The sequence below is a fragment of the Variovorax sp. HW608 genome, from assembly GCF_900090195.1.
In the GTDB taxonomy this organism is placed as follows: Bacteria; Pseudomonadota; Gammaproteobacteria; order Burkholderiales; family Burkholderiaceae_C; genus Variovorax.
Genome location: NZ_LT607803.1, coordinates 2,738,583 through 2,763,492, shown reverse-complemented (window position 1 = coordinate 2,763,492; position 24,910 = coordinate 2,738,583). Strand labels below are relative to the sequence as shown.

Genomic DNA, 24,910 nt, shown 5'->3' with positions numbered 1-24,910 from the left:
CCTTCGTGCCTCAGGCGGGGTTGATGCCCGCCACGCCGTTGACGGCCGGGTCCTTCGTCGGATGGAAGTCGGCGAACAGCTGGCGGCCGATGATGTGTTTCATCACCTCGATCGAGCCGCCCGCGATCTTGACGATGCGCGCATCGGCGTACGCGCGGGCGATCGGATATTCCCACATGTAGCCCCAGCCGCCGAAGAGCTGCAGGCATTCGTCCACCACCTTGCAGTGCATGTTGCTGAGCCACATCTTGGCCATGGCCGCATCGACGGCGGTGAGCTCGCCCTTCATGAAGGTTTCGATGCATTTGTCGGTGAATTGCCGGCCGACGACGGCCTCGGTCTTGAGTTCCGCGAGCTTGAACTGGGTGTTCTGGAAGTCGCCGATGGTCTTGCCGAAGGCCTTCCGGTTTCCCGTGTACTCGATCGTCCAATCGATGACCGTCTCGGCCACCGTGGCCGAGCGGATCGCCTGCGCGAGCCGCTCCTGGGCGAGCTTGGTCATCATCAGCTCGAAGCCGCGGCCTTCCTCGCCGAGCATCGCCGACGCCGGCACGCGCACCTCGTCGAAGAAGAGCTCGGAGGTGTCCTGCGCCTTCATGCCCAGCTTGTGCAGGTTCTTGCCGCGCCGGAAGCCCGGCAGGCTGGTGTCGACCAAAAAGAGGGTGACGCCCTTCGCGCCGGCGGTCGAGTCGGTCTTGGTCGCGAGCACGATCACGTCGCAGAGCTGGCCGTTCGAGATGAACACCTTCTGGCCCGAGATCACGAAGTCGTCGCCGTCGCGCACCGCGCGGGTGCGGATCGCCTTCAGGTCCGAGCCCGCGTGCGGCTCGGTCATGCCGAGCGAGCCGATCGCCTTGCCCTGGACCATCAGCGGCAGCCACTTGTTCTTCTGCGCCTCGCTGCCGAAGCTCGCGATGTAGGTCGCGACCAGGTCGCAGTGGATCATGAAGCCGGGCCCGGTGTAGCCCGAGCGCGCCATCTCCTCGAAGACGATCACGTCGAACAGGTAGTCCGCGCCCGCGCCGCCGTACTGCTCGGGCACGGTGCAGCACAGCATGCCCGCTTCGCCGGCCTTGAGCCACAGGTCGCGCGGCACCACGCCGTCGGCTTCCCATTGCGCGTGATGCGGCGCGATCTCGTTGTCGATGAAGCGCCGCACCATGTCGCGGAACGCTTCGTGGTCTTCGTTGAAAAGTTCTCTCTTGAACACCTTGGCTCTCCCTTGTGGATCAGTAGGACTTGGGCAGGTCCAGCACCTTCTCGGCGATGAACGACAGGATCAGTTGCTCGGTGACCGGCGCGATGCGCGTGACCGTGACTTCGCGCAGCAGCCGCTCCACGTGGTATTCCTTCGCGTAGCCGAAGCCGCCGTGCGTCAGCACCGCCTGCATGCACGAATCGAAGCCGGCGCGCGCGCCGAGGAACTTCGCCGTGTTGGCCTCGGCCCCGCAGGGCTGGTGGTTGTCGTAGAGCCAGGCGCCCTTCATGACCATGGCCCAGGCGGCTTCGAGCGCCATCCAGCGCTCGGCCAGCGGATGCTGGATGCCCTGGTTCTGGCCGATCGGGCGGTCGAACACCACGCGCTCGCGGGCGTACTTCGTCGCCCGGCGCAATGCGTCCTGCCCGATCGCCACCGCCTCGGCCGCGACCAGCAGGCGCTCGGGGTTCAGGCTGTGCAGGATGTACGAGAAGCCCTTGCCTTCCTCGCCGATGCGGTCTTCCTCCGGGATGAAGAGGCCATCGATGAAGATCGCGTTCGAATCGACCGCCTTGCGGCCCATCTTCGGAATTCGATGCACGTCGATCTTGCTGCGGTCGAGGTCGGTGTAGAAGATCGTGATGCCGTCGGTGGGGCGCTTGCAGTCCTCCAGCTTCGTCGTGCGGGTGAGCAGCATGATCTTGTTGGCCACCTGCGCGGTCGAGGTCCACACCTTCTGCCCGTGCACCACGTAGCCGCCGGGCACCTTCTGCGCGAAGGTCTTGATCGCGGTGGTGTTCAGGCCCGCATCGGGCTCGGTGAAGCCGAAGCAGCACTGGTCCTTGCCTTCGACCAGCCGCGGCAGCCAGCGCTGGCGCTGCTCGTGCGTGCCGAACACCACGATCGGGTGCGGCCCGAACAGGTTGATGTGCACCGTCGACGCCGCCGCCATGCCGCCGCCGTGGCTCGCGACCTCGTGCAGCATGATCACCGCCTCGGTCACGCCCAGGCCCGCGCCGCCGTAGTCGGTGGGCATCGTGATGCCGAGCCAGCCCGCCTGCGCCATCGCGGTGTGGAAGGCGCGCGGGAACTCGCCGTCCTCGTCGCGCGCGAGCCAGTACTCGTCGTCGAACGAGCGCACGATGGCGCTCACGCCGTCGCGGATCGCGCGGTGGTCGTCACTGACTGAAAAATCCATGGGTGTGTCTCCGTGTTGTCGTGCGGGCCGGGTCGGCTCACTCGTTGAACCGCAGGGTTTCGAGCGCCTGCGTCAGATGCGGCTTGTCGACCATCACGCCGTCGATGCTCAGCGTGCCGGCCTCGGGCTGGGCGGCGAAGGCATCGACGATGCGCCGGGCGTGGGCGATCTCGGCCTCGGTCGGCGAATAGGCTTCGTTGATCGTCGCGACCTGGTCGGGGTGGATCGCGATGCGGCCGCGAAAGCCCCGCCGGCGCGATGCGCGGCAGGCGGCCGCGAGGCCGGCCGCATCGCGGAAGTCGGCGTACAGCGTGTCCACCGCCGGCACGCCCGCCGCGGCGGCGGCGCAAAGGCAGAGCGAATTCGCGAGCTGGTAGAGCGGCGAAAGGCTGCCGTCTTCCTCGCGGTTCGACACCGCGCCGATGGCCGTCGACAAGTCTTCGGCGCCCCAGGTCACGCCCGCGAGGCGCTCGATCGGGCTGCACATGGTCTGCATGTTGAGCATGGCCTGCGGCGTCTCCGTGGCGACAGGGACCACCTTGACCGTTCCGGGCGCGATCCCTGCGCGGGCTTCGAGCGCGTCGAGCCCATGCGACAGCCGCGCGATGTCGGCGGCGCTGCGCGTCTTCGGCAGCATGATCCCGGCCAGCCCGGGCACCGTGACCGCCGCGAGGTCGCCCATCGCAAGCGCCGTGTCGAGCGGGTTGATGCGCACGAACAGGCGCGCGGAAATCGACGCTGCCTGCGCCGCGATGAACTCGGCGGCCATCTGCCGCGCAGTTTCCTTGCGCGATTCGGCCACCGCGTCCTCCAGGTCGAGGATCAGCACGTCGGCCGGGTTGCCGAGCGCCTTGGCGAGCTTGCGCTCGCTGTCGGCGGGCACGAACAGCATCGAGCGCAGCTTCACCCTGCTCATGCCGGCTTCCTCAGCATCAGCGCCTGCCGGGTGCAGACGCACACCTCTTCGCCGCGCTGGTTGAGGCCCTGGTGCAGGAAGGTGACGATGCCTGCATTGGGGCGCGACTTGCTCTCGCGCACTTCCTTCACCGTGGTGCGCGAGCGGATCGTGTCGCCCGCGAACACCGGCCCGGGGAAGCGCGTGTCGGTCATGCCGAGATTGGCGACGGTGGTGCCCAGCGTCGTCTCCTGCACCGAGAGGCCGATCACGAGGCCCAGCGTGAAGATGCTGTTCATCAGCGGCTTGCCGAACTCGGTGCTCTTGCAATACTCGGCGTCGATGTGGATCGCAGCCGGGTTGTACGTGGCGTTGCTGAACCACATGTTGTCGGCCTCGGTGACCGTGCGGCGGATCTCGTGGTCGAATGTCTGCCCGACTTCGAATTCCTCAAACCAGCGGCCTGCCATGCGCAATCCTCTCGAAAAAATAAGTTTGGCCCAGTGTATGTATGTGCATCATACGCATGTGTACTATAGCAAGTCTGGACGCTTTGCAACTCGGGTCGAACCTTGATGGAGACAGAACGATGAACCTACGCAACAACCGCCAGGTCCGGCTCAGGAGCCGGCCCAATGGCATCCCCCAAGCCGAGCATTTCGAGATCGCCCGGGTGCCGGTCCCGCCGCTCGCGCCGGGGCAGGTCCTGGTGCGCAACGAGTGGCTCTCGGTCGAGCCGGCCATGCGCGGCTGGGTCAATGCCGTGGCGAACTACTCGGAGCCGGTTGCGATCGGCGCGGTGATGCGCGCCTTCGCGGCGGGCCGCATCGTGGAATCGACCCTGCCCGAGTGGCCGGTGGGCACGCCGGTCACCGGCATGTTCGGCTGGCAGGACTACGCGGCGGTCGCGCCCTCGGCGATCCTGCGCCGCATCGCCGACGAAGATCTGCCGATGTCCACCGCGCTCGGCGTGCTGGGCATCAACGGGATCACCGCGCACTACGGCCTGCTCGAAATCGGCCAGCCGCGCGCCGGCGAGACGGTGGTGGTCTCCACCGCCGCCGGCGCGGTGGGCTCGTGCGTCGGCCAGATCGCGAAGCTGCGCGGTTGCCGTGCGGTCGGCATCGCGGGCGGCGAAACCAAGCGGCGCCTGTGCCTGGACCGCTTCGGCTACGACGCGGCGGTGGACTACAAGGCGCCCGAATTCGAGCAGCGGCTCGCCGAAGTGCTGCCGAACGGGGTCGACGTGTACTTCGACAACACGGCCGGCGCGATCAGCGATGCGGTGCTGGCGCGACTCAACGTCGGCGCGCGTGTCGTGATCTGCGGCACAGCATCGGTCGCCCAGTGGGACCCGCCGCCGCTCGGACCGCGCGTGGAGCGGCACATGTTGACCAAGCGCGCCCGCATGCAGGGCTTCGTGATCTTCGACCATCCCGAACACGCGCCCGCCGCGCTGGCGGATCTTGCGGGCTGGGTGCGCGAGGGCAGGCTGCACTATGTCGAAGAGGTGCTGGAGGGCATCGAAAGCGCACCCGACGCGATCGCGGGCCTCTACCGGGGCGAGAACCTCGGCAAGCGGCTCATCCGCCTCGCGTGATCCGCGCCGGCAGGCCGGGCAGCCGCAATGCCTGGTCGTCCGCCGATTCGGGCAGCAGCGTGCCCGCGCCGGAAGACGCCGCTCGCGCGCATCACCGCTTCGCCGTCGGCCTCGATCAGGCCCTGCGAGAAGACGAGATTGCGCGTCACGCGCAGGATGTCCGCCTGCCCCTGGACCCAGCTCCCGAGCGGCGCGCCGGCCAGGAAATCCACCTGCAGGCTGATCGTCGGCAGGAACTGGCGTGGAATGTCGGTCTGGTACTGCGCGGCGGTCGAGATCAGGATGTCGGCGAAGGTGCAGAGCATGCCGCCGTGGCAGTTCTGGCCGGGGTTGACGTGCGCCGGGCCGACGCGAAAGCCGATCTGCAGGTGCTCGTCGTGCCAGCGCGCGTAGAGCGGCCCGTTGGCCGTCGCGAAAGCGCCGCCGAGCTCGACGCGCTCGAACCCGGAGGCGGGCGGTTCGGCGTCGCGCATCTTCAGGCGGATTGGCGAAGGGTGCGCCACGCATCCAGCAGCGCGGCGCGATGTTCGGGTGCGGCGATGCCGATCAGCGCCTCGGCGCGCGCGTCGAGCGACAGGTGCCGCAGCTGCGCCACGCCGTGCTCGGTGACGACCGCATCGGCCAGATGGCGCGGCAGCGTGCACAGGCTTCGTTCGCCGAGCACCGGCACGATGCGCGAGACGCTGCCCTTGCGCGCGGTCGCGCCGAGGCAGATCAACAATCGCCCGCCGGGCGACGACAGCGCGCCCTGCGCGAAGGCCGGCAAGCCGCCGGAACCCGCCTGGATCACGCCGCCCACGCGCTCGCCGTTGATCTGGCCGAAGAGGTCGACCTCGGCCGCGGCGTTGATCGCGATGAAGCGCGGGATCGCGGCCAAGCGCGCCGGGTCGTGCGTGTGGGTCACGTCGGCCATGCGCAGCACTGGCAGTTGCGCGATGAAGTCGTGGAAGGCCGAATCGCCGAGCACCACCCCAGTGGTGACCGGCGCATCGCGATCCAGCGCGCCCGATTCCCACAGCGTGCGCAGTCCGCTTGCCACCAGCCCGCCATGGAAGCGCAGCTTGCGGTGCCCGCCCAATTCGCCGGCCAGCGCCAGGGGCACCGAGCCGATGCCGAACTGCAGCGTGTCGCCGTCACTTACCAGCTGGGCGACCTGCTGGCCGATGCGCCGTTCGACCTCGCCGGCCGGCGTTTCGATGAAGGGATTGAGCGGCGTGTCGGTCTCGACGCAAGCATCGAGCTCCGAAACGTGCACGCGGAAGCTGCCCTGGGTGCGCGGCATGCGCGGATTGAGATGCGCGACGCGGCGCTTGGCGCGTCGCCAGACGAGCGGCATGAAGTCGCTCGCCAGGCCCGGGCTGCACCAGCCCTCGGCATCGGGCGTCGTCAGATGCGCCACCGCGAGATCGGGCGGCGGGGCTTCGGCCAGATGGCGCGCGATGCCCACGTAGTCGAGCGAGAGCAGCTCGGCACGGCCTTCGGCGAGTCCGGCGCGCACGCCGGGCGTCATGAAGAAGGCCTGCTGCCGTGCTTCGGGATGCAGCGCGAGGTAGTCCACCCGGTCGATGCCCGGGAACTGAACGCCGGTGAAGGTCACGCCGCGTGCGCGCTCGGGGTCGGCGCGCAGTTCGTCGATGAAGACGGCCGATTCGATGCAGAGGGTCGGCACGAAGACGCGCATGCCGGGGCGCAGGCAGTCCGTGAGACGACTCATTCGCGCGCCTCGGGGGTGTCTTGCACGATGCGCGCGCTGCCGGTCATCAACTCGCCGCCGCCTTCGGCGCGGGCCGTCAGCGCATAGATCGCACAGCCGTCCTCGATGCCGCTCAGCGTGGCGCGCAGCGCCACGGTGTCGCCGAGCCGCGCGACACCGGTGAACCGGGTGTCGAGATGCCGCACGCTGCCGGCGCCGAACGAGCGCGTGAACATCCGCGCGGTGTAGGCCATCGTCAGCATGCCATGCACCACTGGCTTGTCGAAGCCCGCGGCGCGCGCGGCCTCGACATCCAGATGCAAGGGGTTGTGGTCGCCGGCCGCCGCGGCGAACAGCGCGAGATCGACCGCGGTAACGGGCCCGCAGCGCAGTTCGAGGTGCTCGGGAAAGCTCACTGCACCGCCTCCAGCGCATTGCGCACCAGGATCGTCTGCCGGCTGTTCGCGACCGGCTTGCCTGCGCGCCGATAGCGCGTATCGACCACGATGAAGGTGAATGCGCCGTTCTTCTTGTCGTGGATGTCGGTCACCTTGCGGCTCACCTCGATGCGGTCGCCGACGTACACCGGCGCGAAGTGATCGAAGCTCTGCTGCGCGTGCAGCACACCGCGCAGCGGCACCTTCAGGAGCGACATGAGCTGGGCGCTGCTGAAGTGCTCGCCCTCGATCGCCTTCAGGAAGGTCGGCGGCACCGGGCATGCGGGATGCCCGGCGCTGCGCGCCGCTTCGGGCTGGGTGTAGACCGCGTCCTCCTCGCCGATGGCCTGGCAGAACAGCTTGACTCTCCATGCATCGATGGCGATCTCGCTCGGCGCGGACTCGAAGCTGATGCGGGAACGGTCGATCATGCGAAGGCGCGGTGCAGGGCGGGCTGCAGCCGGTTCCAGGCGTCGCGCGAAGCGGCATCGAAAGCCGGGACGAACTTTTCGCGACCGGCCCACAGCCAGGTCAGCGGGCCGCCGGTCCATGCCGGCGTCACGCCCGAGAGGCAGGCCGCGACATCGAGGAACGCGATGTCGCCCGCACCGGCCGCCGCCGCGCATTTCAATGCGGTGCGCGCCTGCTCTTCGAGCGTCGCGCCGCGCAGCTGCTGCAGCACGCTGGCGGGGCCCGGCGTGCGCCAAGGCAACGCGCCCAGGCGCGGCGCCAGCGCGCAGAGCAGGGCGGCCGTCTGGTCGTCGCCACCGATGATCTCCAGCACGCGCCCGTACGGTCCCACCGGCGCGAGCACCGCCGCCATGGACGCTTCGGGCAAGGGGCTGTCGAGCGTTGCGAGCGCGACGGGATGCCGGCCACCTTGCGCATCGACGATGTCGATCGTGCCTTCGCCCAAGGCCGCATCGGGCGCCTGGGCCACCTTGAGCCTGGCAAGCGCATCGATCCACGGCTTGTGCGAACTGCGAAGCGGCCCGACCGCGAGGCGCTCGATCGCCGTGCCCTTCGGCGCGGCGAGCTCCCGCTCGGCCCGCAAGCGTTCGAGGAACAGCGTGCGCACCATGTGGCCCGCGACCGGATTGAACATCAGCCGCAGGAACTGCGTCATCTCGACGTCGGTCGCCTCGGCCAGCGACAGTCGCGCACCCTTGAGCACGCTGTCGACGATCGCGCTGTAGGCGGGATAGAGATCGAAGTCCGCATCGCTCACGCCGTGCCGCAGCGCGATGGCGCGCGCGCCTTCCGCGGTGAAGGGCGACACGTCGGCCTGCGCGAGCTTCGCGAACTTGGCTTTCACGTCGTAGGCCTTGCCATGCATCGCACGCGCTTCGGCGCGCGCCTCATCGAGCAATTGCGCGGCGGGCACCGTGCGCGCGAAGATTCCGAGCCGCACCGCCTCGGCCGGCGCGATCGATCGGCCGCTCAGCAGCAGGTCCATCGCGGCCTCGAAGCCTGCGAGCCTTGGCAGGCGCTGCGTGCCGCCCGCGCCGGGCAAGAGGCCCCAGCGCACCTCGGGCACGCCGATCTGGGTGCGTGGCTCGTCGCTGACGATCCGCACGCGGCAGGCCAGCGCCAGTTCCAGCCCACCGCCGAGCGCGATGCCGTTGACCGCGGCCACCCAGGGCTTGGCCGATTGCTCCAGCCGCACGAACTGGCGCCCGAGGCGGCCGCACTTGGCGAACATCTGCTCGTGCGTCGCCGTCTTCGCGCTCTCGGTGTAGCCGCGCACCATCACGAGGTCGGCGCCGGCCAGGAAGGTCGGTTTGCCGGAGGTGAGCACGACGCTTCGGACCTGCGCGTCGGCATCGACGCGGTCCATCAGCGCATCGAGCGCTTCCATCAGGTCGGCCGAGAACACGTTCATCGTCCGGTCCGGCATGTCGATGGTCGCGACGAGCACGCCATCGGCTTCGAGCTGGGTGCGGATCAGCGTTTCCATGGCTCGGCGATCAGCCCGCGTACTTCTTGAAGTCGGGTTTGCGGCGTTCGTTGAACGCGCGCACGCCTTCCTTCGATTCCTCGGTCTGGTAGTAGTGCTTGACCGTCTGGATGCCGAGGAAGCCGATGCCGCGGATGTTCTCGCTGTCGGCGTTGAAGGAGCGCTTGGCGATCGCCAGTGCGGTGGGGCTCATCTCGTTGATCTCCTTGCACCACTGCGCGACCTCGGCGTCGAGCTGCTCGTGCGGCACCACCTTGTTGACCAGGCCCATCTTCTCGGCCTCGGCGGCGCTGTACTTGCGGCACAGGAACCAGATCTCGCGCGCCTTCTTCTCGCCGACGATGCGCGCGAGGTAGGCGGTGCCCCAGCCCGGATCGACCGAGCCCACCTTGGGGCCGACCTGGCCGAAGGTCGCCTTCTCGCTCGCGATCGTCAGGTCGCACAGCGTCGCGAACACATTGCCGCCGCCGATCGCGAAGCCCTGCACCTTGGCGATCGAGACCTTGCGCAGGTCGCGCAGGGCGGTCTGCATTTCCTCGATCGGCATGCCGACCGTGCCGCGCGGGCCGTAGAGGCCGTCTTCGCTCAGGTGCACCTTCTGGTCGCCGCCGGTGCAGAAGGCCTTGTCGCCCGCGCCGGAGAGCACCATCACGTTGGCGCTCTTCTCCTCGTCGGCGCGGCGCAGCGCGTCGATCAGCTCTTCCAGCGTCTGGTTGCGGAAGGCGTTGTAGACGTCCGGGCGGTTGATGGTGACGTGCACCACGCCGTCCTTCACCTCGTAGAGGATGTCCTTGTAGCTCTTGCTCATCGTCGTTGCTCCTTTAGCCATGCATGCTGAGACCGCCCGAGACGCTGATCGTCTGGCCGGTGATGAAAGCGGCGTCGTCGCTGGCCAGGAAGGCCACGATGCCGGGGTAGTCGTCGGGCACGCCGATGCGGCCGAGCGGCACGCCGCGCACCATCGCGTCGCGGATCTTCTGGCCCTCAACGCCGGTGCCGACGAAGGCGTCCATCGCGGGCGTGTCGGTCGGGCCGGGGCAGACCGTGTTCACCGTCACGTTGCTGCGTGCCACCTCGCGCGCCAGCGCCTTCGCGAAGGCGATCGTCGCGCCCTTGCAGCCCGAGTAGACGACCTCGCCGGTCGAGCCCACGCGGCCTGCATCGGACGCGATGTTGACCACGCGCCCGCTCTTGCGCGCGGCCATGCCCTTGGCCACCGCGTGCGTCATGTGCAGCGGGCCGAACCAGTTGATCGCAGTGACCTTCTTCCAGAAGGCTTCCTCGGTCTTGAGGAAGGGCATGGGGGTGTCCCATCCGGCGTTGTTGACCAGGATATCGGTGCCGGCGCCGGTCTGGCTTTCGAAGCTGGCGACGGCGTCGGTCACCGCTGCGTAGTCGGTGATGTCGCAGGCGACCGCGATCGCCTTGCCGCCGGCGGATTCGATGCTCTTCACCGTCTCGCCCGCACCGGCGGGGTTGATGTCGAACACGCCGACGGTCACGCCTTCGGCGCCGAGCCGCAGTGCGATCGCGCGTCCGATGCCGCTGCCGGCGCCGGTCACGATGGCTGTCTTGCCTTTGAGTCCTCGCATGCAAAAGTCTCCTGTAGAAGGTTCGATGGATCTGGAAAAAAGAGGGCGGGTGCGGACGCTAGGCCCCGAGTCGCCCGATGATGGACACCGCGCACACATTCTGGTGCGGGTGCCCGCCGAGGTTCTGCGTCAGGCCGCGATCGACCTGCTTGAGCTGCCGTTCGCCCGCGCGGCCGTGGATCTGCTGGTAGACCTCGTAGACCATCCGCAGGCCCGAGGCGCCGATCGGATGGCCGAAGCACTTCAGGCCGCCGTCGGGCTCCACCGGCAGCGTGCCGCCGAGGTCGAAGATGCCGTCGAGCACGTCGTGGATCACGCGGCCCGGCGCACTGAAGCCGAGGTCTTCCATCAGCACCGCCTCGGTGATCGAGAAGCAGTCGTGCACCTCGGCCATGTGGATCTGATCGCGCGGCGAATCGATGCCCGCGGCCGCGTAGGCGCGCGCGCCGGCCTCGCGCGCGGTGGCGATGTGCGCACCGTCCCAGCGGCTGAAGCCGGCTTCCTCGCCGTTGCTCACCGAGACCTCGAGCGCCTTGATGCTGACGATCTCCGCATCGGCCTTGAGGCTGCGCGCGATCTCCGGCGTGGTGAGGATCGCGCAGGCCGCGCCGTCGCTCACGCCGCTGCAGTCGTAGAGGCCGAGCGGTGCGGCAATCGTCAGCGCCTTGAGCACGTCTTCCTCGGTGATGCGGTTGCGCAGGTGCGCCTTGGGGTTGAGCGCCGCGTTGGCGTGGCTCTTGACCGAGATGTGCGCCATGGCGCGCTTGAGTTCGCTCATCGCCACGCCATGCTTGGCCGCATAGGCCGATGCGAGCTGCGCGAAGGCGCCCGGTGCGGTGGAATTGGGCAGCCAGAGGTCGTTGGCCACGCCGCGCGTGCGCACCGGCAGGCCGCCGTAGCCGGTGTCCTTGAGCTTTTCGACGCCGAGCGCGAGCACGATGTCGTAGGCACCCGCCGCCACCGCGTAGGCCGCGCCGCGCAGTGCTTCGGTGCCGGTGGCGCAGGCGTTCTCCACGCGCGTTGCGGCGATGCGCGGCAGGCGCAGCGCCTGGGCCAGCGGGCCGGCGGTCTTGCCGACGTTGTTCTCTTCGAGGCAGACGCCGAACCATGCGGCGCCGATCTGCGAGGCCCCGATGCCGGCATCCGCCAGCGCCTCGTTGAAGGCCTCGACCATGAGGTCCTCGGGGCCCGCGTCCCAGCGCTCGCCGAAGCGCGTGCAGCCCATGCCGATGATGGCGACCTTGTCGCGAATGCCAGTGGCCAAGTCGTTTCTCCTGGTGGGTCTCGTCGTGCGCTGCGCGTCAGGCGGGGGTGGCGTGGCCGCGCAGCGGCGTGGCCTTCCAGAAATAGCGGCGGAACCCGCGCGCCGCATCGAGGTCCTTGATGCGGTAGACCATGCGCAGCGGCAGCCCGACCGCGAGCTCCTCGCGATCGGTGTCGGCGAACTCCATCAGCACGCGGCCGCCGCCCTCGAAGTCGATGTGGCCGAACTGGAACGGCGGCGCGGGCGTGTAGGCGAGGAAGTCGCTGGTGTGCGAGAGCACGCGCGCCGGCCGGTCGGCGAGGCTGACCGGCGCCTGCGTGTCCTGCGCCCTGCATTCGGGATTGACGCACAGGCGCGAACGGGGGAACTGCACCGTGCCGCAGCGCGAGCAGCAACCGCCCTCGAAGCGCTCGGTGCGCGTGTGGTCGCGCCATGCCGCGGTGAGCGCGGTCTTGTTGTCCATCTCGGCGCGCATGCCCCAGGCGAGGTCGAGCTGGCCGGTGAACGACAGGTACTTGAGATAACTGGTCTCGGGCTTGCCCGCGTCGGGCGCGGCGCCGGGGCAGGGCACGGCGGTGCGCTCGAGCAGCAGCACGTCGCAGCCGCTGCCGAAGGCCACCACCATGACCAATGCGCCGGGTGCGGCGTCGCGCAGCGCGATGTCGAGCATCGCGAGCGGCTGCGCGCAACCGAGGTCGCCGACCGTGTCGGCCGCTGTCGAAACCAGTGCTTCCGGCGAAATGCCGACCCGCTTCGCCACCGCCTCGTTGACCCGCGGCAGCGGCGCCGGGAGCGCGAAATGGCGGATATCGGCGGCGCTCACGCCCGCGTCCTTCAGGCACTGCCGGATGGTACCCGCCGCGAGCTTCATGTAACCCTCGTCGCGCACCCAGCGTTCTTCCCAGCCGTAGTCATAGCGCTCACCGGCCTCGCGGAAGTGGTCGACCAGGTCTGCCTGCAGGCTGCGCGCGGCGACGAGCGTGGCGATCGCTCGGCCGGTGCCGACCGACGCGGCGGCGGCGCCGTCGCCGAAGATCAGCTCCTGCGCGCTCGCGGGCTTGGCAAGGCGGCGTTCCGACGCCACCACGATGCGGGTCGCGCCAGCGGCGGGGCGGCGCAGCGAATCGATCAGCTCGGTCAGCGCGGCGCGCGCGCTCGACGCCACGTCGCGCGCCATCGTGGCGTCGCCGAGGCCGGTGGCGGCAGCGACGATGCCGGCGTTCAGCCGATCGGCAAACGGATGCGTGGTGGACGCCAGCGTCAGCTCGGCCGCGCCGCTGACAGGCGCCGAGGCGAGCAGCGCACGGCTGGCCTCGACCGCCATCGTGACCGCGTCCTCGTCCCAGTTGGCGATGGCGCGCTGCCCCTTGGCGAGCGACTTGAGGCCCGGCGCCATCCAGCGGTGCTGGGCCGCGACTTCGCTGCGCTCCAGACGCAGGCGCGGCACGTAGCGGGCGGTGGCGAGCAGGCCGAAGACGGTCTCGGAATCGGTCATGGAATTTGGCGGCTGCCTTCGGGCCTGCTGTACATCATCATGTGGTGCATGGTACGCTAGTGCACGATATTTTCGCAAGCCGCAAAATCGGGGTTGAGCAGGGGTTTACCCTCGACGCGGCCTCCAAGGAGACTGGATTGAGCAAACTTCTAGCAGGCAAGGTGGCGCTGGTCACCGGTGGTGGGCGTGGGCTCGGGCGCGGCATCGCGCTCGCGATGGCAGAGGCCGGCGCCAAGGTGGTAGTCAACGATCTCGGCGCGTCGCTCGACGGGCAGTCCGGCACCGAGCAGCCCGCGAACGAGGTCGCGGCGGCGATCCGCGCCGCGGGCGGCGAGGCGATCGTCGACGGCGGCTCCGTCGCCGACTGGGGCGACGCCAACCGGATGGTGCAGGCCGCGGTCGACACCTTCGGGCGCATCGACATCGTGGTCAACAACGCCGGCATCCTGCGCGACGTGATGTTCCACCGCATGAGCGAGCCCGAGTTCGACCAGGTGGTCGCGGTGCATCTCAAGGGCAGCTTCAACGTCAGCCGCGCTGCGGCGCCGCATTTCAAGGAGCAGGGCAGTGGCTCGTATGTGCACATGACCTCGACGTCGGGGCTCATCGGCAACTTCGGGCAGGCGAACTACAGCGCCGCCAAGCTGGGGATCGCGGGGCTGTCGAAGTCGATCGCGCTCGACATGCAGAAGTTCGGCGTGCGCTCGAACGCGGTCGCGCCGTTTGCCTGGACGCGCATGATCGATTCCATCCCGAGCGAAACGCCCGAGCAGAAGAAGCGCGTCGACGGCCTCAAGAAGCTGGTGCCCGAGCGCATCGCGCCTTTCGTCGTCGGCCTGTGCGCGGACGATGCACGCGACGTGACCGGCCAGATCTTCGGCGTGCGCAACAACGAGATCTATCTTTTCAGCCAGCCAAGGCCGATCCGCAGCGCGCACCGCGGCGAAGGCTGGACGCCCGAGACCGTGCTGGAGACGGCGCTGCCGATGCTGCGCGCGAGCTTCTTCCCCCTCGACCGCTCGGGCGACGTCTTCACCTGGGACCCCGTTTGAATCCATCCACACGCAATGAGGAGACACGCATGTCCACGCAAGGCAAAGTCATCATCACCTGCGCCGTCACCGGCGCGATCCACACGCCGTCGATGTCGCCCTACCTGCCGGTGACGCCCGAGGAAATCGCCGACGCGGCGGTGGGCGCGGCCGAGGCGGGCGCGGCAATCATCCACCTGCATGCGCGCGACCCGGTCACCGGCAAGCCCGACCAGCGGCCCGAGGCCTTCGTGCCCTTCCTGAAGGACATCAAGGCGCGCTCCGACGCGGTCATCAACCTCACGACCGGCGGCTCGCCCTACATGACGGTGCAGGAGCGGATGCTGCCCGCCAAGGTGCTCAAGCCCGAAGTGGCGTCGATGAACATGGGAACCATGAACTTCGGCCTGTTCCCGATGCTGAACCGCTTCAAGGAATTCAAGTTCGACTGGGAGCGCCCGTACCTCGAAGGCAGCAAGGACCTGATCTTCCGCAACACCTACGGCGACCTGGAAACCGTGCTCACGGAACTGTCGGCCAACCAGACCCGCTACGAGTTCGAGTGCTACGACACCTCGCACCTCTACAACCTCGCGCATTTCGTCGATCGCGGCATGGTCAAGGCGCCGTTCTTCGTGCAGACGGTGTTCGGCATCCTCGGCGGCATCGGCAGCCACCCGGACGACGTGATGCACATGAAGCGCACGGCGGACCGGCTCTTCGGCAAGGACTACCGCTGGTCGGTGCTCGGCGCGGGGCGCAGCCAGATGCCGATCGCGGCGATGGCCGCGTCCATGGGCGGCAACGTGCGCGTCGGCCTCGAGGACAGCCTCTGGATCGGCGCCGGCAAGCTCGCCGAATCGAACGCGCAGCAGGTGCGCAAGGCGCGCGAGATCATCGAAGGACTGGGCCTTGCGGTCGCCACGCCGGCCGAGGCGCGGGAGATCCTGGCGCTCAAGGGCAAGGACGCTGTCGCGTTCTAGACCCCACACGCATACAGTCAGTCGCTAGAATGTACGCATCATTACAGTAAGAGACCCGCCGCCGACGGCGGGCGGCGCACCATGGCAAATGAAGCACATTCGACCGACTGGGAGCTGCGGCTCGGGTTTCTGATCCACGACGTGTCGCGCTTGCGCCGCAGCGCGTTCGACCGGTGTCTCAAGCCGCTCAACGTCACCCGCTCCCAGTGGTGGGTGCTGGCCTATCTGTCGCGCGAGGACGGCATGACGCAGTCCCAGCTGGCCGAGGAGCTCGATCTCGGCAAGGTCGCGGTGGGCGGCCTCATCGACCGCCTCGAAAAATCCGGCCTGGTGCGCCGGGGTGCCGACGCCACCGACCGGCGCGTGAACCGCGTCTACCTCGAACCCAAGAGCAAGCAGCTCATCACTCGCATGCGCAAGGTGAGCCACCAGCTCAACGAGCAGATCCTCGACGGGCTGGCCGACGCCAAGCTCGAGGTCGCGGCGACGACCCTTGACGCGATGAAGCGCAATCTGCTGACCTACCTGCAGGCCGACGAAGCGGCCTGACTTGCCTTTGCGTTGGTTGGAGGCGCGCGTCGCGGCAGGGGGTCTGGGGGCATGGGCTCCTGCCGCGAAGGGACGCTGTGCTGGTTTGGAGGGTGGGCGATCCGTGGGGCTGAACTATCTGCCGGCCGCAGGCGTCAAGCGTTAGTGGTCCGACAAGGAGGATCTGTCAATGGCCGTAGTGCGCTCCCTGGCCGACTTAGCGCTCGCCGGGACCCTAGCGCCACTGCGATGAAGGGAAGACAATTGGACCTTCCGCCGTCCCTGAGGGTTGAGGGGCGCCTGGCCCAAGGGGGAGATGTCAAATGCTCCATTCCGAAGGAACGATGTTGGCCACGCCAACCAGGTTGCGCAGAGCGGTCGCTCTGGCACTCGTATGTGCTCCGCTTGCAACTCACCTCGCTCGGGCGCAGACTAGCAGGAAGATCTATCGCGTCGGTGTGTTATGGCTCATTGAGCCCCAGCCCTGGATCGCGAAGCCGTTCATGAATGAACTGCGGAGATTGGGGCTGACGGAGAAGTCAAATCTTCAGATCGAAACTCGATCGGCGAGCGATATCTCGCATCTGGACGCTACAGCCGCCGAATTGGTGGCCTTGCAGCCGGACGTGATCTTCGTTGCAACCGGCACTGTGGCCATCAAGGCAGTGGCAAGAGCAACGACTTCGATTCCGATCGTGTTCTTGCTTTCCAGCGATCCAGTAGAGCGTGGGATCGTGGCCAGCCTGTCGCATCCTGGCGGCAATCTGACTGGAAATTTCATCTATGTGAGGCAGCTGGACCTCAAGCGCTTGCAGTTGCTAACCTTTGTGATCGGAGACGATGCCACTGTCGGTGTGCTTACCGGACGCGGGCCCGGGGCATGGCCAATGCAGGTACTGGAGGAAGAATACAAGCAGACACCTGCAGGGCGCACCGGCCGGATTCGCTTCTTCTTCTTTGAAGAGGCAAGTGACTTCGCGACGTGTTTCGAGCAGATCGTCGCCCAAGGCATTCGTGGCGTCTCGATCGCTAGCTCGCCGGTCGCAACATCCTACGTGTCCCACATTGCAGCCTTGACTGAGCGATACCGGCTACCCGCAATCGCAGAAGGAAGGGCATTCGCAGAGTCGGGACTCCTCCTGAGCTACTCCGTTGACTGGGAAGAACTCGCCGTTGAGTGTGCAGCAAGGGTCTACAACATCCTGAATGGAGCCAAGCCGTCAGACATGGCACTTTCGCAAGCCAGGCACTACGAGTTGATCGTCAACTTGAGGACGGCGAACGCGCTGGGCGTCACGGTGCCTCGGTCCCTCCTTCTGAGCGCAAACCAGGTGATCAGATGATTGGTAGCGGTTCCATTCAAGATTCTGGCCGAGGCGTGAACGTCTGGTCATGGCCGAACTGAGCCGCGGGACTGCAGCAGCGATAGCCGACATTCAACGACGCGCGCCTAACCGGCCGCTTCCTGCCAGCTGGCTGACGTTTAGGTCCAGGAGACCTGCCCCTCCAACGCGAGCAGCAGCACCGCGCCCCTTGCAAACATCGAGCTTGCCTCCTGCAGCGCGTCGAGGATGAAGCGTGCGCGCTCGGGCCCGGACGCCTGGACCAGCGACGCCAATGCATCGAGCCACTCGCGCGTCTCCGCTGCGTCCTCGTCACCTGGAAAGCGCACCACAGCGCCTGCAACTCGCTGCGCCCAGGGGCGTGGGCATGTTCATCGCGCGCGATCTCCAGCGTGGTCGAAGCGATCACGCTGCCTGCGTCAATGAAAGGCGCCCGCTCAACGGCACGCCCTGCAGCATCGACATCGCATTCGGGCTGTGTGCCTCGGCCTGCTGGCGCAGCCGCTCGTACTGCTCGGCCGTGCCATCGCCGTCGACGCGCACCGTGTACTCGATGCCCGTCATCGGCACGGGCGCGCCCCTGCGGGCATCGAGGAAGCCGGCGAGGTCGAGCGTCGAACGCAGCTCGATTTCGAGTGTCGAGAGCTGGATGCCCATCACCGTGGCGCCCACCGCGAACCCGACCATGATGCAGGCACCCAGGCCCGACAGAAGGTACTCCTGCGGGTTGGGCGCATGGTTGGCACCGCCGAGCTGGCGCGGCTCGTCGATCATCCAGCTGAAGTCCCGGTTGACGCGATGCGCGCCAATGGTCATCGGCAGCGTGCTCACCTGGGCCCGCGTGCCCGACAGCCAGCGCACGGCCACGCCATAGGTGGCGATGCCTTGCCTCGGGTTGTCGCGGATCTCGTAGCTCAGTTCGGACAGGCCGGCGGCGGGAATGCCGTTGCGCATGGGGTGCTCCTTCGATGGTGGCGGGGTTCAGGCCTCGGGCATCGCGGTGAGCGCTGCGTCGAGGTCGGCAATCAGATCGTCGGGATGCTCGATGCCGACCGACAGGCGCACGCAGCCCGGCTCGATGCCCAGGCGCGCGCGTTGAGCGGCGGTGAATGCAGCGTGCGAGGTATTGAACGGCAGGCTGATCAGCGTCTCGACGCCACCCAGGCTGGTCGCCTCACGCATCAGGTGCAGGCGTTGCAGCAGCGCGAGCGCCTGCGCATCGCTGGCGACGTTGAAGCTCACCATGCCGCCTGTGTTGCGCAACGTGCGCCGCGCGAGTTGATGATCCGGGTGCGACGCGAGGCCTGGGTAGAGGGTCTTGCGCACGCGTGGATGGCCTGACAGGAACTCCGCCACCTTGAGCGCGCCCTCCTGGTGGGCACGCATGCGCACCGCCAGTGTCTTGAGCCCGCGCTCGAGCAGAAAGCAGGCGTGCGGGTCGAGGCAACCGCCGAAAGCCAGCAGCCGCGGCCACACCATGTCCATCAGCTTGCGACTGCCCAGCGCCACGCCGGCGACCAGGTCGCTGTGTCCGTTGAGGTACTTGGTGCAGGAGTGCACCACCATGTCGGCACCCAGTTCGAGCGGCCGGCAGCCCAGCGGCGTGACGAAGGTGGCGTCGATCATCAGCCGCGCGCCACTGCCGCGGGCCACCTCGGCCAGCGCCGCGACGTCGACCACCTTCAGAAGCGGGTTGGTCATCGCCTCGAAGTACAGCAGCATCGTGTTCGGGCGAACGGCTGCCTGCACTGCAGCGATGTCGCGCGGGCTGACGTAGCTCACCGTGAACCCGAGCGACGGCAGGTCGTGGTGGAAGAGGTTGTAGGTACCGCCGTAGAGCTCGTCGGAAGCAACGATGTGCGCGCCCTTGTCGAGCATTGCCAGCACCGACGCCGATATCGCGGCCATGCCGCTGGCGAAGACGAGCGCCGACTCGGCGCCTTCCAGCGCCGCCAGCTTTTCCTGCACCGCCCATTGGCTGGGGTTGCCGTATCGCGTATAGATGAAGCGGTCGCGCGCATAGCCTTCTTCGACGGCGCGGTACTGCTCCTCGCCGAGGATGAAGGTCGACGTCTGGTAGATCGGCGTGCCAACGGCACCGGTGGACGGATCGTCGAAGCTGCCCGAGTGCACGGCTCGGGTGGCTTCGTGCAGGGCACGCAGCGGTGCGTCGTTGACATGCCCGATGCGGGAAGGTCCGGGCTGGCGCCTGCGCGCCAGCTGGTCGACCCAGCCAGCGCGGCCGACGCCGGTGGGCACGACGCTCGGGTCGCCTTTGATGGTGTCGCTCATCGGTGTGGTCCTTGGAAGCAGCTCAGGAAGTATCCGGGGGCCGACGAGGAAAGATTTGCTAAAGTTTGCTGATCAACAGACTGTTCATTGGAAGTTCCTTCCAATGATCTGGGATTGCAAAGATGAGCGAATCAGAGCGCGACCTCGATCGGACCGACCGCCTGATCCTCGAGGCGCTGCAGGCCAATGCCCGGCTGACGATGGCAGAACTCGCCGAGAAGGTCTCGTTGTCGCAGTCGCCATGCTGGCGCCGCGTGCAACTGCTCGAACGCGGTGGATTCATCCTTGGCTATCACGCCCGCCTCGAACGACGGCAGCTCGGTCTGAGCGTCCACGGCTTCGTCAGCCTGCGCATGGAGGACCACACTCCACGGACAGCGGCCAGCTTCGAGCGCCAAGTGGTCGCTCTACCCGAGGTGATCGCCTGCCAGAACCTGTCCGGCCAATACGACTACCAGCTCGAGCTGGTCGCCGCAGATCACGAGGCGTTCGCGAGGCTGGTGCGCGAGAAGATCCGCTCGCTACCAGGCGTCAAGGACATCTACACGAGCTTCACGCTCAAGGAGGTCAAGACCGGCGGCGCGCTGCCGGTGGGTCTCTGAGTCGCTTTCAGCGCGACTACATCACAGCGCGCGCCAACAGTGACTCGATCGAGGCGGGCATCGGCGCCGACTTGCAACGAAGTTGGATGTTGGACGTGTGCCCGCTTTCGGCCAGCGAATTTGACGCACTGAGTTACTCCTTGGGGTAGCGGCGCCGAAGGGTCGGGTATGACCCGGAACGACTGGTGATGGCCGACTGTAGTCGGTCAAGACCGAGGAGCTTCGGGCTCGGCGGCAATGCGCGACGAAGCACGACGTGCTGGGTCAAAGTTGCTTTCTGTAGAAGTTCAGTACGAGACCGAAAACGGCTTCTACATTGCGTTCGCGCCCCGGTTTTCGGCGGCTCGGACGGGAGGGCGCGAGCCCTGCCGGTTTTTTCGTGAGAACTTCCCCGGTCTTCCAACCCGTTCGAGCCGCCGCCCTCGTTTGGAAGCGAGCGCGACGGTTTCTGCAAACCGGAACTTAGGGAGGCCCAAAAATGGCCAAGTCTGCCCGCGCATCCGCGCGCACATCCAGCGATTCGAAGTCCAAGAAGCGCAAGGCCCCGAGGCGCCGCGCTGAACGCCATCGACGAGTGGTACAACCTGCGCGACACGCTCCTCGCCTTCGAATGCCTGCAAAGCTTTCTGTCACCGCATCGCCGGCAGGCGTTCGAAGAGTTCGACGTCGAGCCCGGTGAGCTGAGGGCGCTGGTCACCTGCATCAACGCCGAGACGCAGCGGCGCATGCAGACCGTGTGCGAGGCGATCGAATCGGTGCAGCGGGCCTTGCACTGACGCGGCGCGGCCATGAAAGCCGCGCGCGCCCTCGCCGAAACCGCCACAACCTCTCCAGCCGGGGCGTCTGTGGGTGGGCTGTGGTGCGCCTGTGGGGCGCCGAGGAGCGCAGTGCGGCCGGCTGCGCGTGCGAAGACACGCGCTTCGTGAACTGACTCGCCGCAGCTGTTTGAGCGCAGTGCACCGCAGGGGCACGTAGCGAGTTCTGCGGCGCGCCGGCCGCGCGAGCACCGCAGGGAAGTCGGCGCGCAGCGCCGACCGCCCCACCGAAGCACCGCAGCCCACCCACAGGCGCCCCGGCCGGACCGGATCCAGGCTCGGAGTACTCGCTTTCCCGGATATCGCCGGGCTTGCGACGGATCATTAATCCACGTATCGTACAGTAGTGAACTAAATCGGCTCGGGCCGCGCAATTGGTGCGCACCGGCCCTTTCGACACTACTCTGGAGATGCTGGAATGACGGTCAAGGAATTCGATCCGGTCGCGCACGGACAGGCGATGCGGGCGGGTGGTTGGTGGCTCGACAGGACGATCGACGACTGCCTCTGCGAGGCGATCCGCCGCGCGCCGACCAAGGATGCGCTGGTAGGCTGGCGCGCGGATCGCGCCGATCCGGTGCGCATCAGCTACCAGGCGCTCGGCGACAAGGTGGCGCTGGCCGCCGGTGCCCTGCGCGACCTCGGCGTCGGCCACGGCGACATCGTGGCGGTGCAGGTGCCCAACTGGTGGGAGTTCGTCGTGGTCTCGCTCGCCTGCGGCCGCATCGGCGCGGTGGTGAATCCGCTGATGCCGATCTTCCGGGAGCGCGAGCTGGAATTCATGCTCGGCTTCGCCGAGGCCAAGGTGTTCGTGGTGCCGGCGATGTTCCGCGGCTTCGACCACGCGGCGATGGCGCAGGAGCTGAAGAAGAAGCTGCCGAAACTCCAGCAGGTCATCGTCGTCGACGGCGACGGCCCCAATGCCTTCGACCGCCTGCTGCTGCAGGGCAAGCACCGCATCGAGGCCGCGGTCACGCCGGCCGGGTCGGCGCTCGTGGCCGAGGAACTGGCGGTGATGATGTTCACTTCCGGCACCACCGGTTCGCCCAAGGGCGTCATGCACAGCTGCAACACGCTGCTGGCCTGCAACAAGGCGCTCTCGGGCCGCTTCGGCCTCACGGCGGACGACGTGCTGCTGGCCTGCTCGCCGCTCGGCCACATGACCGGCTATGCGGCGGTGATGGTGCTCGGCGTCTTCCTCGGCTCGACCGTGGTGCTGCAGGACATCTGGGAAGCGCGCCGCGGCGTGACGATCATGGCCGCCGAAGGCGTGACCTACACCGCCGCCTCGTCGCCGTTCCTCTCCGACATCTGCAACGCGGTGGCCGAAGGCGCGCCGCGGCCGACCGCGCTGCGCTCCTTCCTGTGCGGCGGGGCGCCGATTCCGCCGGTGCTGATCGAGCGCGCCGCGCGTGAACTCGACCTCAAGGTCTGCTCGCTCTGGGGCATGACCGAATCGCTGTCGAGCACGTTGACCGAGCCTGCCCGCGCCGCCGACAAGTCCTCGAAGACCGACGGCCGCCCGCTCGACGGCGTGGAGATCCGCATCGTCGACTTCGACGGCAAGCCGCTGTCGCTCGGCCAGACCGGCCGCCTGCTGGTGCGCGGCGCGCAGATGTCGCTGGGCTACTACAAGCGGCCCGACATCCCGACCTATGACGCCGAAGGCTGGTTCGACACCGGCGACCTCGCCTACATGGACGCCGAGGGCTACATCCGCATCAACGGCCGCACGAAGGACGTGCTGATCCGCGGCGGCGAGAACGTGCCGGTGGTCGAGATCGAGGCGCTGCTCTACAAGCACCCGGCGGTCGCGTTGGCGGCGATCGTCGGCTACCCGGATGCGCGGCTCGGCGAGCGCGCCTGCGCCTTCGTCGAGCTGCGCCCGGGCGCGACGCTCGATCTCGCGGCGGTGCAGGCCTACATGGCCGAGTGCAAGGTCGCCAAGCAGTATTGGCCCGAGCGCGTCGAGATCATCGAGGGCGTGCCGCGCACGCCGAGCGGCAAGATCCAGAAGTTCATCCTGAAGGAACGCGCCAAGGCCTTCGGCACCGAGATGCAGGCGCCCGGCGCCTGAGCCGCGCCGCTGCTCGCGGGTAAGCACTGATATTGCGTACCGTACAGTAGCGTATTATTTTTTGAAGTCTCCGGCGTGGTGCCGGACCTCGATGGGCATCCGCTTCGGGCCCGCTCGCAGCAATCGGATCTGGCGCATGGACTTCGCGGCTTCCACCAATCTACAGAGGGATCTTCCAGCCACGTCTTCCGCGGCCGCCGCGGGGGCGGCTGCCGTGGCGGCTGCCGTGGCGGCGGCCGGCGCGTCGCTCGCGGTCGAGGGCGTGGACCTTCGCTTCGCCGGCATCCACGCGCTGCGCGGGGTTTCCTTCACCGCCGCGCCGGGGCGGATCACCTCGGTGATCGGTCCCAACGGCGCGGGCAAGACCAGCGTGTTCAACACCATCTCGGGCTTCTACCGGCCGGCGGCCGGGCGCATCGTGCTCGATGGGCAGGACATCACCTCGACGCCGGTGCACCGCCGCGCTGCGCGCGGGCTGGCGCGGACCTTCCAGAACATCGCGCTGTTCCACGGCTTGAGCGTGCTCGAGAACATCAAGCTCGGTGGCCACCACACGATGCGCGCCGGGCTGCTCCAGAGCCTCGCGCGCACGCCTTCCGCGCGTGACGAGGAACTCGCGCTGCGCGACGAGGTCGAGCGCCGCGTGATCGACTTCCTCGAAATCGACCACCTGCGCCACCGGCAGGTGGAGTCACTGTCCTACGGCCTGCAGAAGCGCGTCGAACTCGCCCGCGCGCTCGCGATGCGCCCGCGCGTGCTGATGCTCGACGAGCCGGTCGCCGGCATGAACCGCGAGGAAACCGAGGACATGGCGCGCTTCATCCTCGACGTGCAAGAGGAGTGGGGCGTCACGGTGCTCCTGGTGGAGCACGACATGGGCATGGTGATGGACATCTCGAGCCACGTGGTGGTCCTCAACTTCGGCCAGGTCATCGCGAGCGGGACGCCCGCCGAGGTGCGCAGCCATCCGGACGTGATCCAGGCCTACCTGGGCGCGGACGAAGAAGAAGGAGCGCGGTGATGGACATGGCGAGCGTCTACGAATTCATCGAGTTCAGCACCATCGGCCTGCTCTCGGGCGGCGTGCTCGCGCTGGTCGCGCTGAGCTTCGTGCTGGTCTACAAGGGCACCGGCGTCGTCAACTTCGCGGTGGGCGAGGTGATGATGCTCGGCGCCTACCTCTACTACGCAGCGCACGTCAGCTTCGGGCTCGGCCCGATCCCGGCTTTCGTGCTGTCGCTGGCGGCGATCGCGGTGCTTGCGGTGCTGGTCGAGCGCATGGTGCTGCGGCCGCTGTCGGGGCAGCCCACCGTGTCGGTGCTGATGGCGACCATCGGCATGGCGAGCATCGTGCACGGCACGGTCGAAGCCATCTGGGGCGGCGACACCTTCACCGTGCCGCCGCTCCTGCCGCGCATGCCGCTCAACCTGGGCGAAGTGCTGATCCCCGGTACCGCGATCGGCAACTTCGCGGTCGCGGCGGTGCTCATCGGCGCCTTCATCGCCTTCTTCCGCTATTCGAAGACGGGCATCGCTCTGCGCGCCACCGCGAGCGATCCGGTGACGGCGGCGACCATGGGCATCGACATCCGGCATGCGCAAAGGCTCACCTGGATCCTCTCCAGCCTCGTCGGCACCGTGGCGGGGGTGCTGATCGCGACCTCGGCCAACCTTTCGCCGCTGCTGGCCTCGACGGCGCTCGCGGCCTTCGCGGTGATCATCCTCGGCGGCCTCGACAGCATCGTGGGAGCGATCGTCGCGAGCCTGATCGTCGGCTGGATCGACGCGGTCGCCGCCGGCTACCTCGGCGGCAAGGCCCGCGACCTCGTGCCCTACGTGGTGGTGCTCGCGATCCTCGTGATGCGGCCGCACGGCATCTTCGGCACCCGTTCCATCGAAAGGCTCTGAAC

25 protein-coding genes are annotated in these 24,910 nt (G+C 67.8%); 9 read left to right on the top strand and 16 right to left on the bottom strand.

Annotated features, from left to right (window positions below; genetic code table 11):
• Positions 1–10: 10 nt before the first annotated feature.
• From VAR608DRAFT_RS12965 to VAR608DRAFT_RS12950, 4 genes are read right to left on the bottom strand one after another with little or no spacing between them, the layout of a single operon-like run.
• Complete coding sequence (locus VAR608DRAFT_RS12965) at positions 11–1,210, bottom strand: acyl-CoA dehydrogenase family protein (RefSeq protein ID WP_088954439.1); 1,200 nt, start codon at positions 1,208–1,210, stop codon at positions 11–13.
• A 19-nt stretch (positions 1,211–1,229) separates the two neighbouring features.
• Positions 1,230–2,396 carry an acyl-CoA dehydrogenase family protein gene (locus VAR608DRAFT_RS12960; RefSeq protein ID WP_088954438.1) on the bottom strand — a complete coding sequence of 389 codons (1,167 nt, stop codon included), beginning with the start codon at positions 2,394–2,396 and terminating at the stop codon, positions 1,230–1,232.
• 37 nt (positions 2,397–2,433) lie between these two features.
• Positions 2,434–3,312 (bottom strand): HpcH/HpaI aldolase/citrate lyase family protein, encoded by an 879-nt coding sequence (locus VAR608DRAFT_RS12955; RefSeq protein ID WP_088954437.1) that lies wholly within the window; start codon positions 3,310–3,312, stop codon positions 2,434–2,436.
• The gene (locus VAR608DRAFT_RS12950) at positions 3,309–3,761 is read right to left on the bottom strand and encodes a MaoC family dehydratase (protein ID WP_088954436.1); all 453 of its coding nucleotides are present in this window, start codon (positions 3,759–3,761) and stop codon (positions 3,309–3,311) included. The genes VAR608DRAFT_RS12955 and VAR608DRAFT_RS12950 overlap by 4 nt, the downstream gene beginning before the upstream one ends.
• A 119-nt stretch (positions 3,762–3,880) precedes the next feature.
• Between VAR608DRAFT_RS12950 and VAR608DRAFT_RS12945 the strand changes: the two genes are divergently transcribed.
• The gene (locus VAR608DRAFT_RS12945) at positions 3,881–4,891 is read left to right on the top strand and encodes an NADP-dependent oxidoreductase (RefSeq protein ID WP_088954435.1); all 1,011 of its coding nucleotides are present in this window, start codon (positions 3,881–3,883) and stop codon (positions 4,889–4,891) included.
• On the opposite strand, the gene VAR608DRAFT_RS12940 is transcribed toward VAR608DRAFT_RS12945, so the two are convergent.
• Genes VAR608DRAFT_RS12940 through VAR608DRAFT_RS12900 form a run of 9 tightly spaced genes read right to left on the bottom strand, consistent with a single transcriptional unit; the run spans position 4,846 to position 13,329 of the window.
• Entirely contained in the window at positions 4,846–5,364 is a 519-nt protein-coding gene (locus tag VAR608DRAFT_RS12940) for a PaaI family thioesterase (protein WP_088954434.1), read from the bottom strand. The genes VAR608DRAFT_RS12945 and VAR608DRAFT_RS12940 overlap by 46 nt on opposite strands.
• A gap of 2 nt (positions 5,365–5,366) precedes the next feature.
• The gene (locus VAR608DRAFT_RS12935) at positions 5,367–6,605 is read right to left on the bottom strand and encodes an acetyl-CoA hydrolase/transferase family protein (protein WP_088954433.1); all 1,239 of its coding nucleotides are present in this window, start codon (positions 6,603–6,605) and stop codon (positions 5,367–5,369) included.
• Positions 6,602–7,000: a MaoC family dehydratase gene (locus VAR608DRAFT_RS12930; RefSeq protein WP_088954432.1), complete on the bottom strand. Its 399-nt coding sequence runs from the start codon at positions 6,998–7,000 to the stop codon at positions 6,602–6,604. Before VAR608DRAFT_RS12930 ends, VAR608DRAFT_RS12935 begins: the two co-directional genes overlap by 4 nt.
• Positions 6,997–7,452 carry a MaoC family dehydratase N-terminal domain-containing protein gene (locus VAR608DRAFT_RS12925; protein WP_157730901.1) on the bottom strand — a complete coding sequence of 152 codons (456 nt, stop codon included), beginning with the start codon at positions 7,450–7,452 and terminating at the stop codon, positions 6,997–6,999. Before VAR608DRAFT_RS12925 ends, VAR608DRAFT_RS12930 begins: the two co-directional genes overlap by 4 nt.
• Positions 7,449–8,978 (bottom strand): enoyl-CoA hydratase-related protein, encoded by a 1,530-nt coding sequence (locus VAR608DRAFT_RS12920; protein ID WP_088954430.1) that lies wholly within the window; start codon positions 8,976–8,978, stop codon positions 7,449–7,451. Before VAR608DRAFT_RS12920 ends, VAR608DRAFT_RS12925 begins: the two co-directional genes overlap by 4 nt.
• A gap of 10 nt (positions 8,979–8,988) precedes the next feature.
• Positions 8,989–9,786: an enoyl-CoA hydratase-related protein gene (locus VAR608DRAFT_RS12915; RefSeq protein ID WP_088954429.1), complete on the bottom strand. Its 798-nt coding sequence runs from the start codon at positions 9,784–9,786 to the stop codon at positions 8,989–8,991.
• A 13-nt stretch (positions 9,787–9,799) separates the two neighbouring features.
• Entirely contained in the window at positions 9,800–10,570 is a 771-nt protein-coding gene (locus VAR608DRAFT_RS12910) for a glucose 1-dehydrogenase (RefSeq protein ID WP_088954428.1), read from the bottom strand.
• Positions 10,571–10,628: 58 nt separating this feature from the next.
• The gene (locus VAR608DRAFT_RS12905) at positions 10,629–11,834 is read right to left on the bottom strand and encodes an acetyl-CoA acetyltransferase (protein WP_088954427.1); all 1,206 of its coding nucleotides are present in this window, start codon (positions 11,832–11,834) and stop codon (positions 10,629–10,631) included.
• A gap of 37 nt (positions 11,835–11,871) precedes the next feature.
• Positions 11,872–13,329 carry a 3-oxoacyl-[acyl-carrier-protein] synthase III C-terminal domain-containing protein gene (locus tag VAR608DRAFT_RS12900; RefSeq protein WP_197700517.1) on the bottom strand — a complete coding sequence of 486 codons (1,458 nt, stop codon included), beginning with the start codon at positions 13,327–13,329 and terminating at the stop codon, positions 11,872–11,874.
• Between the two features lie 137 nt (positions 13,330–13,466).
• Between VAR608DRAFT_RS12900 and VAR608DRAFT_RS12895 the strand changes: the two genes are divergently transcribed.
• The 4 genes from VAR608DRAFT_RS12895 to VAR608DRAFT_RS12880 all read left to right on the top strand — a co-directional run bounded on the left by VAR608DRAFT_RS12895 (position 13,467) and on the right by VAR608DRAFT_RS12880 (position 17,214).
• Positions 13,467–14,381, top strand: coding sequence for an SDR family NAD(P)-dependent oxidoreductase (locus VAR608DRAFT_RS12895; protein ID WP_088954426.1), 915 nt, complete (start codon positions 13,467–13,469; stop codon positions 14,379–14,381).
• A gap of 29 nt (positions 14,382–14,410) precedes the next feature.
• Complete coding sequence (locus VAR608DRAFT_RS12890) at positions 14,411–15,343, top strand: 3-keto-5-aminohexanoate cleavage protein (protein WP_088954425.1); 933 nt, start codon at positions 14,411–14,413, stop codon at positions 15,341–15,343.
• An 81-nt stretch (positions 15,344–15,424) separates the two neighbouring features.
• Positions 15,425–15,892, top strand: coding sequence for a MarR family winged helix-turn-helix transcriptional regulator (locus VAR608DRAFT_RS12885; RefSeq protein WP_088954424.1), 468 nt, complete (start codon positions 15,425–15,427; stop codon positions 15,890–15,892).
• A 482-nt stretch (positions 15,893–16,374) separates the two neighbouring features.
• Positions 16,375–17,214 carry an ABC transporter substrate-binding protein gene (locus tag VAR608DRAFT_RS12880; protein WP_157730899.1) on the top strand — a complete coding sequence of 280 codons (840 nt, stop codon included), beginning with the start codon at positions 16,375–16,377 and terminating at the stop codon, positions 17,212–17,214.
• A 140-nt stretch (positions 17,215–17,354) separates the two neighbouring features.
• On the opposite strand, the gene VAR608DRAFT_RS12875 is transcribed toward VAR608DRAFT_RS12880, so the two are convergent.
• The 3 genes from VAR608DRAFT_RS12875 to VAR608DRAFT_RS12865 form a co-directional block, all read right to left on the bottom strand.
• A complete protein-coding gene (locus tag VAR608DRAFT_RS12875; RefSeq protein WP_088954422.1) occupies positions 17,355–17,543 on the bottom strand; it encodes a hypothetical protein in 189 nt (62 codons plus the stop codon).
• Positions 17,544–17,619: 76 nt separating this feature from the next.
• A complete protein-coding gene (locus VAR608DRAFT_RS12870; protein ID WP_088954421.1) occupies positions 17,620–18,168 on the bottom strand; it encodes an OsmC family protein in 549 nt (182 codons plus the stop codon).
• Positions 18,169–18,195: 27 nt separating this feature from the next.
• Positions 18,196–19,506: a trans-sulfuration enzyme family protein gene (locus tag VAR608DRAFT_RS12865; protein WP_088954420.1), complete on the bottom strand. Its 1,311-nt coding sequence runs from the start codon at positions 19,504–19,506 to the stop codon at positions 18,196–18,198.
• Between the two features lie 122 nt (positions 19,507–19,628).
• Between VAR608DRAFT_RS12865 and VAR608DRAFT_RS12860 the strand changes: the two genes are divergently transcribed.
• The 4 genes from VAR608DRAFT_RS12860 to VAR608DRAFT_RS12845 all read left to right on the top strand — a co-directional run bounded on the left by VAR608DRAFT_RS12860 (position 19,629) and on the right by VAR608DRAFT_RS12845 (position 24,908).
• Positions 19,629–20,108 (top strand): Lrp/AsnC family transcriptional regulator, encoded by a 480-nt coding sequence (locus tag VAR608DRAFT_RS12860; protein WP_088954419.1) that lies wholly within the window; start codon positions 19,629–19,631, stop codon positions 20,106–20,108.
• A gap of 1,233 nt (positions 20,109–21,341) precedes the next feature.
• Positions 21,342–23,000 (top strand): AMP-binding protein, encoded by a 1,659-nt coding sequence (locus VAR608DRAFT_RS12855; protein ID WP_088954418.1) that lies wholly within the window; start codon positions 21,342–21,344, stop codon positions 22,998–23,000.
• Between the two features lie 136 nt (positions 23,001–23,136).
• A complete protein-coding gene (locus VAR608DRAFT_RS12850; RefSeq protein ID WP_088958756.1) occupies positions 23,137–24,021 on the top strand; it encodes an ABC transporter ATP-binding protein in 885 nt (294 codons plus the stop codon).
• Complete coding sequence (locus VAR608DRAFT_RS12845) at positions 24,021–24,908, top strand: branched-chain amino acid ABC transporter permease (protein ID WP_088954417.1); 888 nt, start codon at positions 24,021–24,023, stop codon at positions 24,906–24,908. The genes VAR608DRAFT_RS12850 and VAR608DRAFT_RS12845 overlap by 1 nt, the downstream gene beginning before the upstream one ends.
• Positions 24,909–24,910: the final 2 nt, after the last annotated feature.

Bases quoted from the DNA above. Each gene is read 5' to 3' on its own strand.
- VAR608DRAFT_RS12845 (WP_088954417.1), top strand. From the start codon at position 24,021: ATGGACATGGCGAGCGTCTACGAATTCATCGAGTTCAGCACCATCGGC.
- VAR608DRAFT_RS12925 (WP_157730901.1), bottom strand. From the start codon at position 7,452: ATGATCGACCGTTCCCGCATCAGCTTCGAGTCCGCGCCGAGCGAGATC.
- VAR608DRAFT_RS12935 (WP_088954433.1), bottom strand. From the start codon at position 6,605: ATGAGTCGTCTCACGGACTGCCTGCGCCCCGGCATGCGCGTCTTCGTG.
- VAR608DRAFT_RS12945 (WP_088954435.1), top strand. From the start codon at position 3,881: ATGAACCTACGCAACAACCGCCAGGTCCGGCTCAGGAGCCGGCCCAAT.
- VAR608DRAFT_RS12865 (WP_088954420.1), bottom strand. From the start codon at position 19,506: ATGAGCGACACCATCAAAGGCGACCCGAGCGTCGTGCCCACCGGCGTC.
- VAR608DRAFT_RS12915 (WP_088954429.1), bottom strand. From the start codon at position 9,786: ATGAGCAAGAGCTACAAGGACATCCTCTACGAGGTGAAGGACGGCGTG.
- VAR608DRAFT_RS12885 (WP_088954424.1), top strand. From the start codon at position 15,425: ATGGCAAATGAAGCACATTCGACCGACTGGGAGCTGCGGCTCGGGTTT.
- VAR608DRAFT_RS12940 (WP_088954434.1), bottom strand. From the start codon at position 5,364: ATGCGCGACGCCGAACCGCCCGCCTCCGGGTTCGAGCGCGTCGAGCTC.
- VAR608DRAFT_RS12920 (WP_088954430.1), bottom strand. From the start codon at position 8,978: ATGGAAACGCTGATCCGCACCCAGCTCGAAGCCGATGGCGTGCTCGTC.
- VAR608DRAFT_RS12910 (WP_088954428.1), bottom strand. From the start codon at position 10,570: ATGCGAGGACTCAAAGGCAAGACAGCCATCGTGACCGGCGCCGGCAGC.
- VAR608DRAFT_RS12850 (WP_088958756.1), top strand. From the start codon at position 23,137: ATGGACTTCGCGGCTTCCACCAATCTACAGAGGGATCTTCCAGCCACG.
- VAR608DRAFT_RS12900 (WP_197700517.1), bottom strand. From the start codon at position 13,329: ATGACCGATTCCGAGACCGTCTTCGGCCTGCTCGCCACCGCCCGCTAC.
- VAR608DRAFT_RS12870 (WP_088954421.1), bottom strand. From the start codon at position 18,168: ATGCGCAACGGCATTCCCGCCGCCGGCCTGTCCGAACTGAGCTACGAG.
- VAR608DRAFT_RS12890 (WP_088954425.1), top strand. From the start codon at position 14,411: ATGTCCACGCAAGGCAAAGTCATCATCACCTGCGCCGTCACCGGCGCG.
- VAR608DRAFT_RS12960 (WP_088954438.1), bottom strand. From the start codon at position 2,396: ATGGATTTTTCAGTCAGTGACGACCACCGCGCGATCCGCGACGGCGTG.
- VAR608DRAFT_RS12950 (WP_088954436.1), bottom strand. From the start codon at position 3,761: ATGGCAGGCCGCTGGTTTGAGGAATTCGAAGTCGGGCAGACATTCGAC.
- VAR608DRAFT_RS12880 (WP_157730899.1), top strand. From the start codon at position 16,375: ATGAATGAACTGCGGAGATTGGGGCTGACGGAGAAGTCAAATCTTCAG.
- VAR608DRAFT_RS12860 (WP_088954419.1), top strand. From the start codon at position 19,629: ATGAGCGAATCAGAGCGCGACCTCGATCGGACCGACCGCCTGATCCTC.
- VAR608DRAFT_RS12855 (WP_088954418.1), top strand. From the start codon at position 21,342: ATGACGGTCAAGGAATTCGATCCGGTCGCGCACGGACAGGCGATGCGG.
- VAR608DRAFT_RS12955 (WP_088954437.1), bottom strand. From the start codon at position 3,312: ATGAGCAGGGTGAAGCTGCGCTCGATGCTGTTCGTGCCCGCCGACAGC.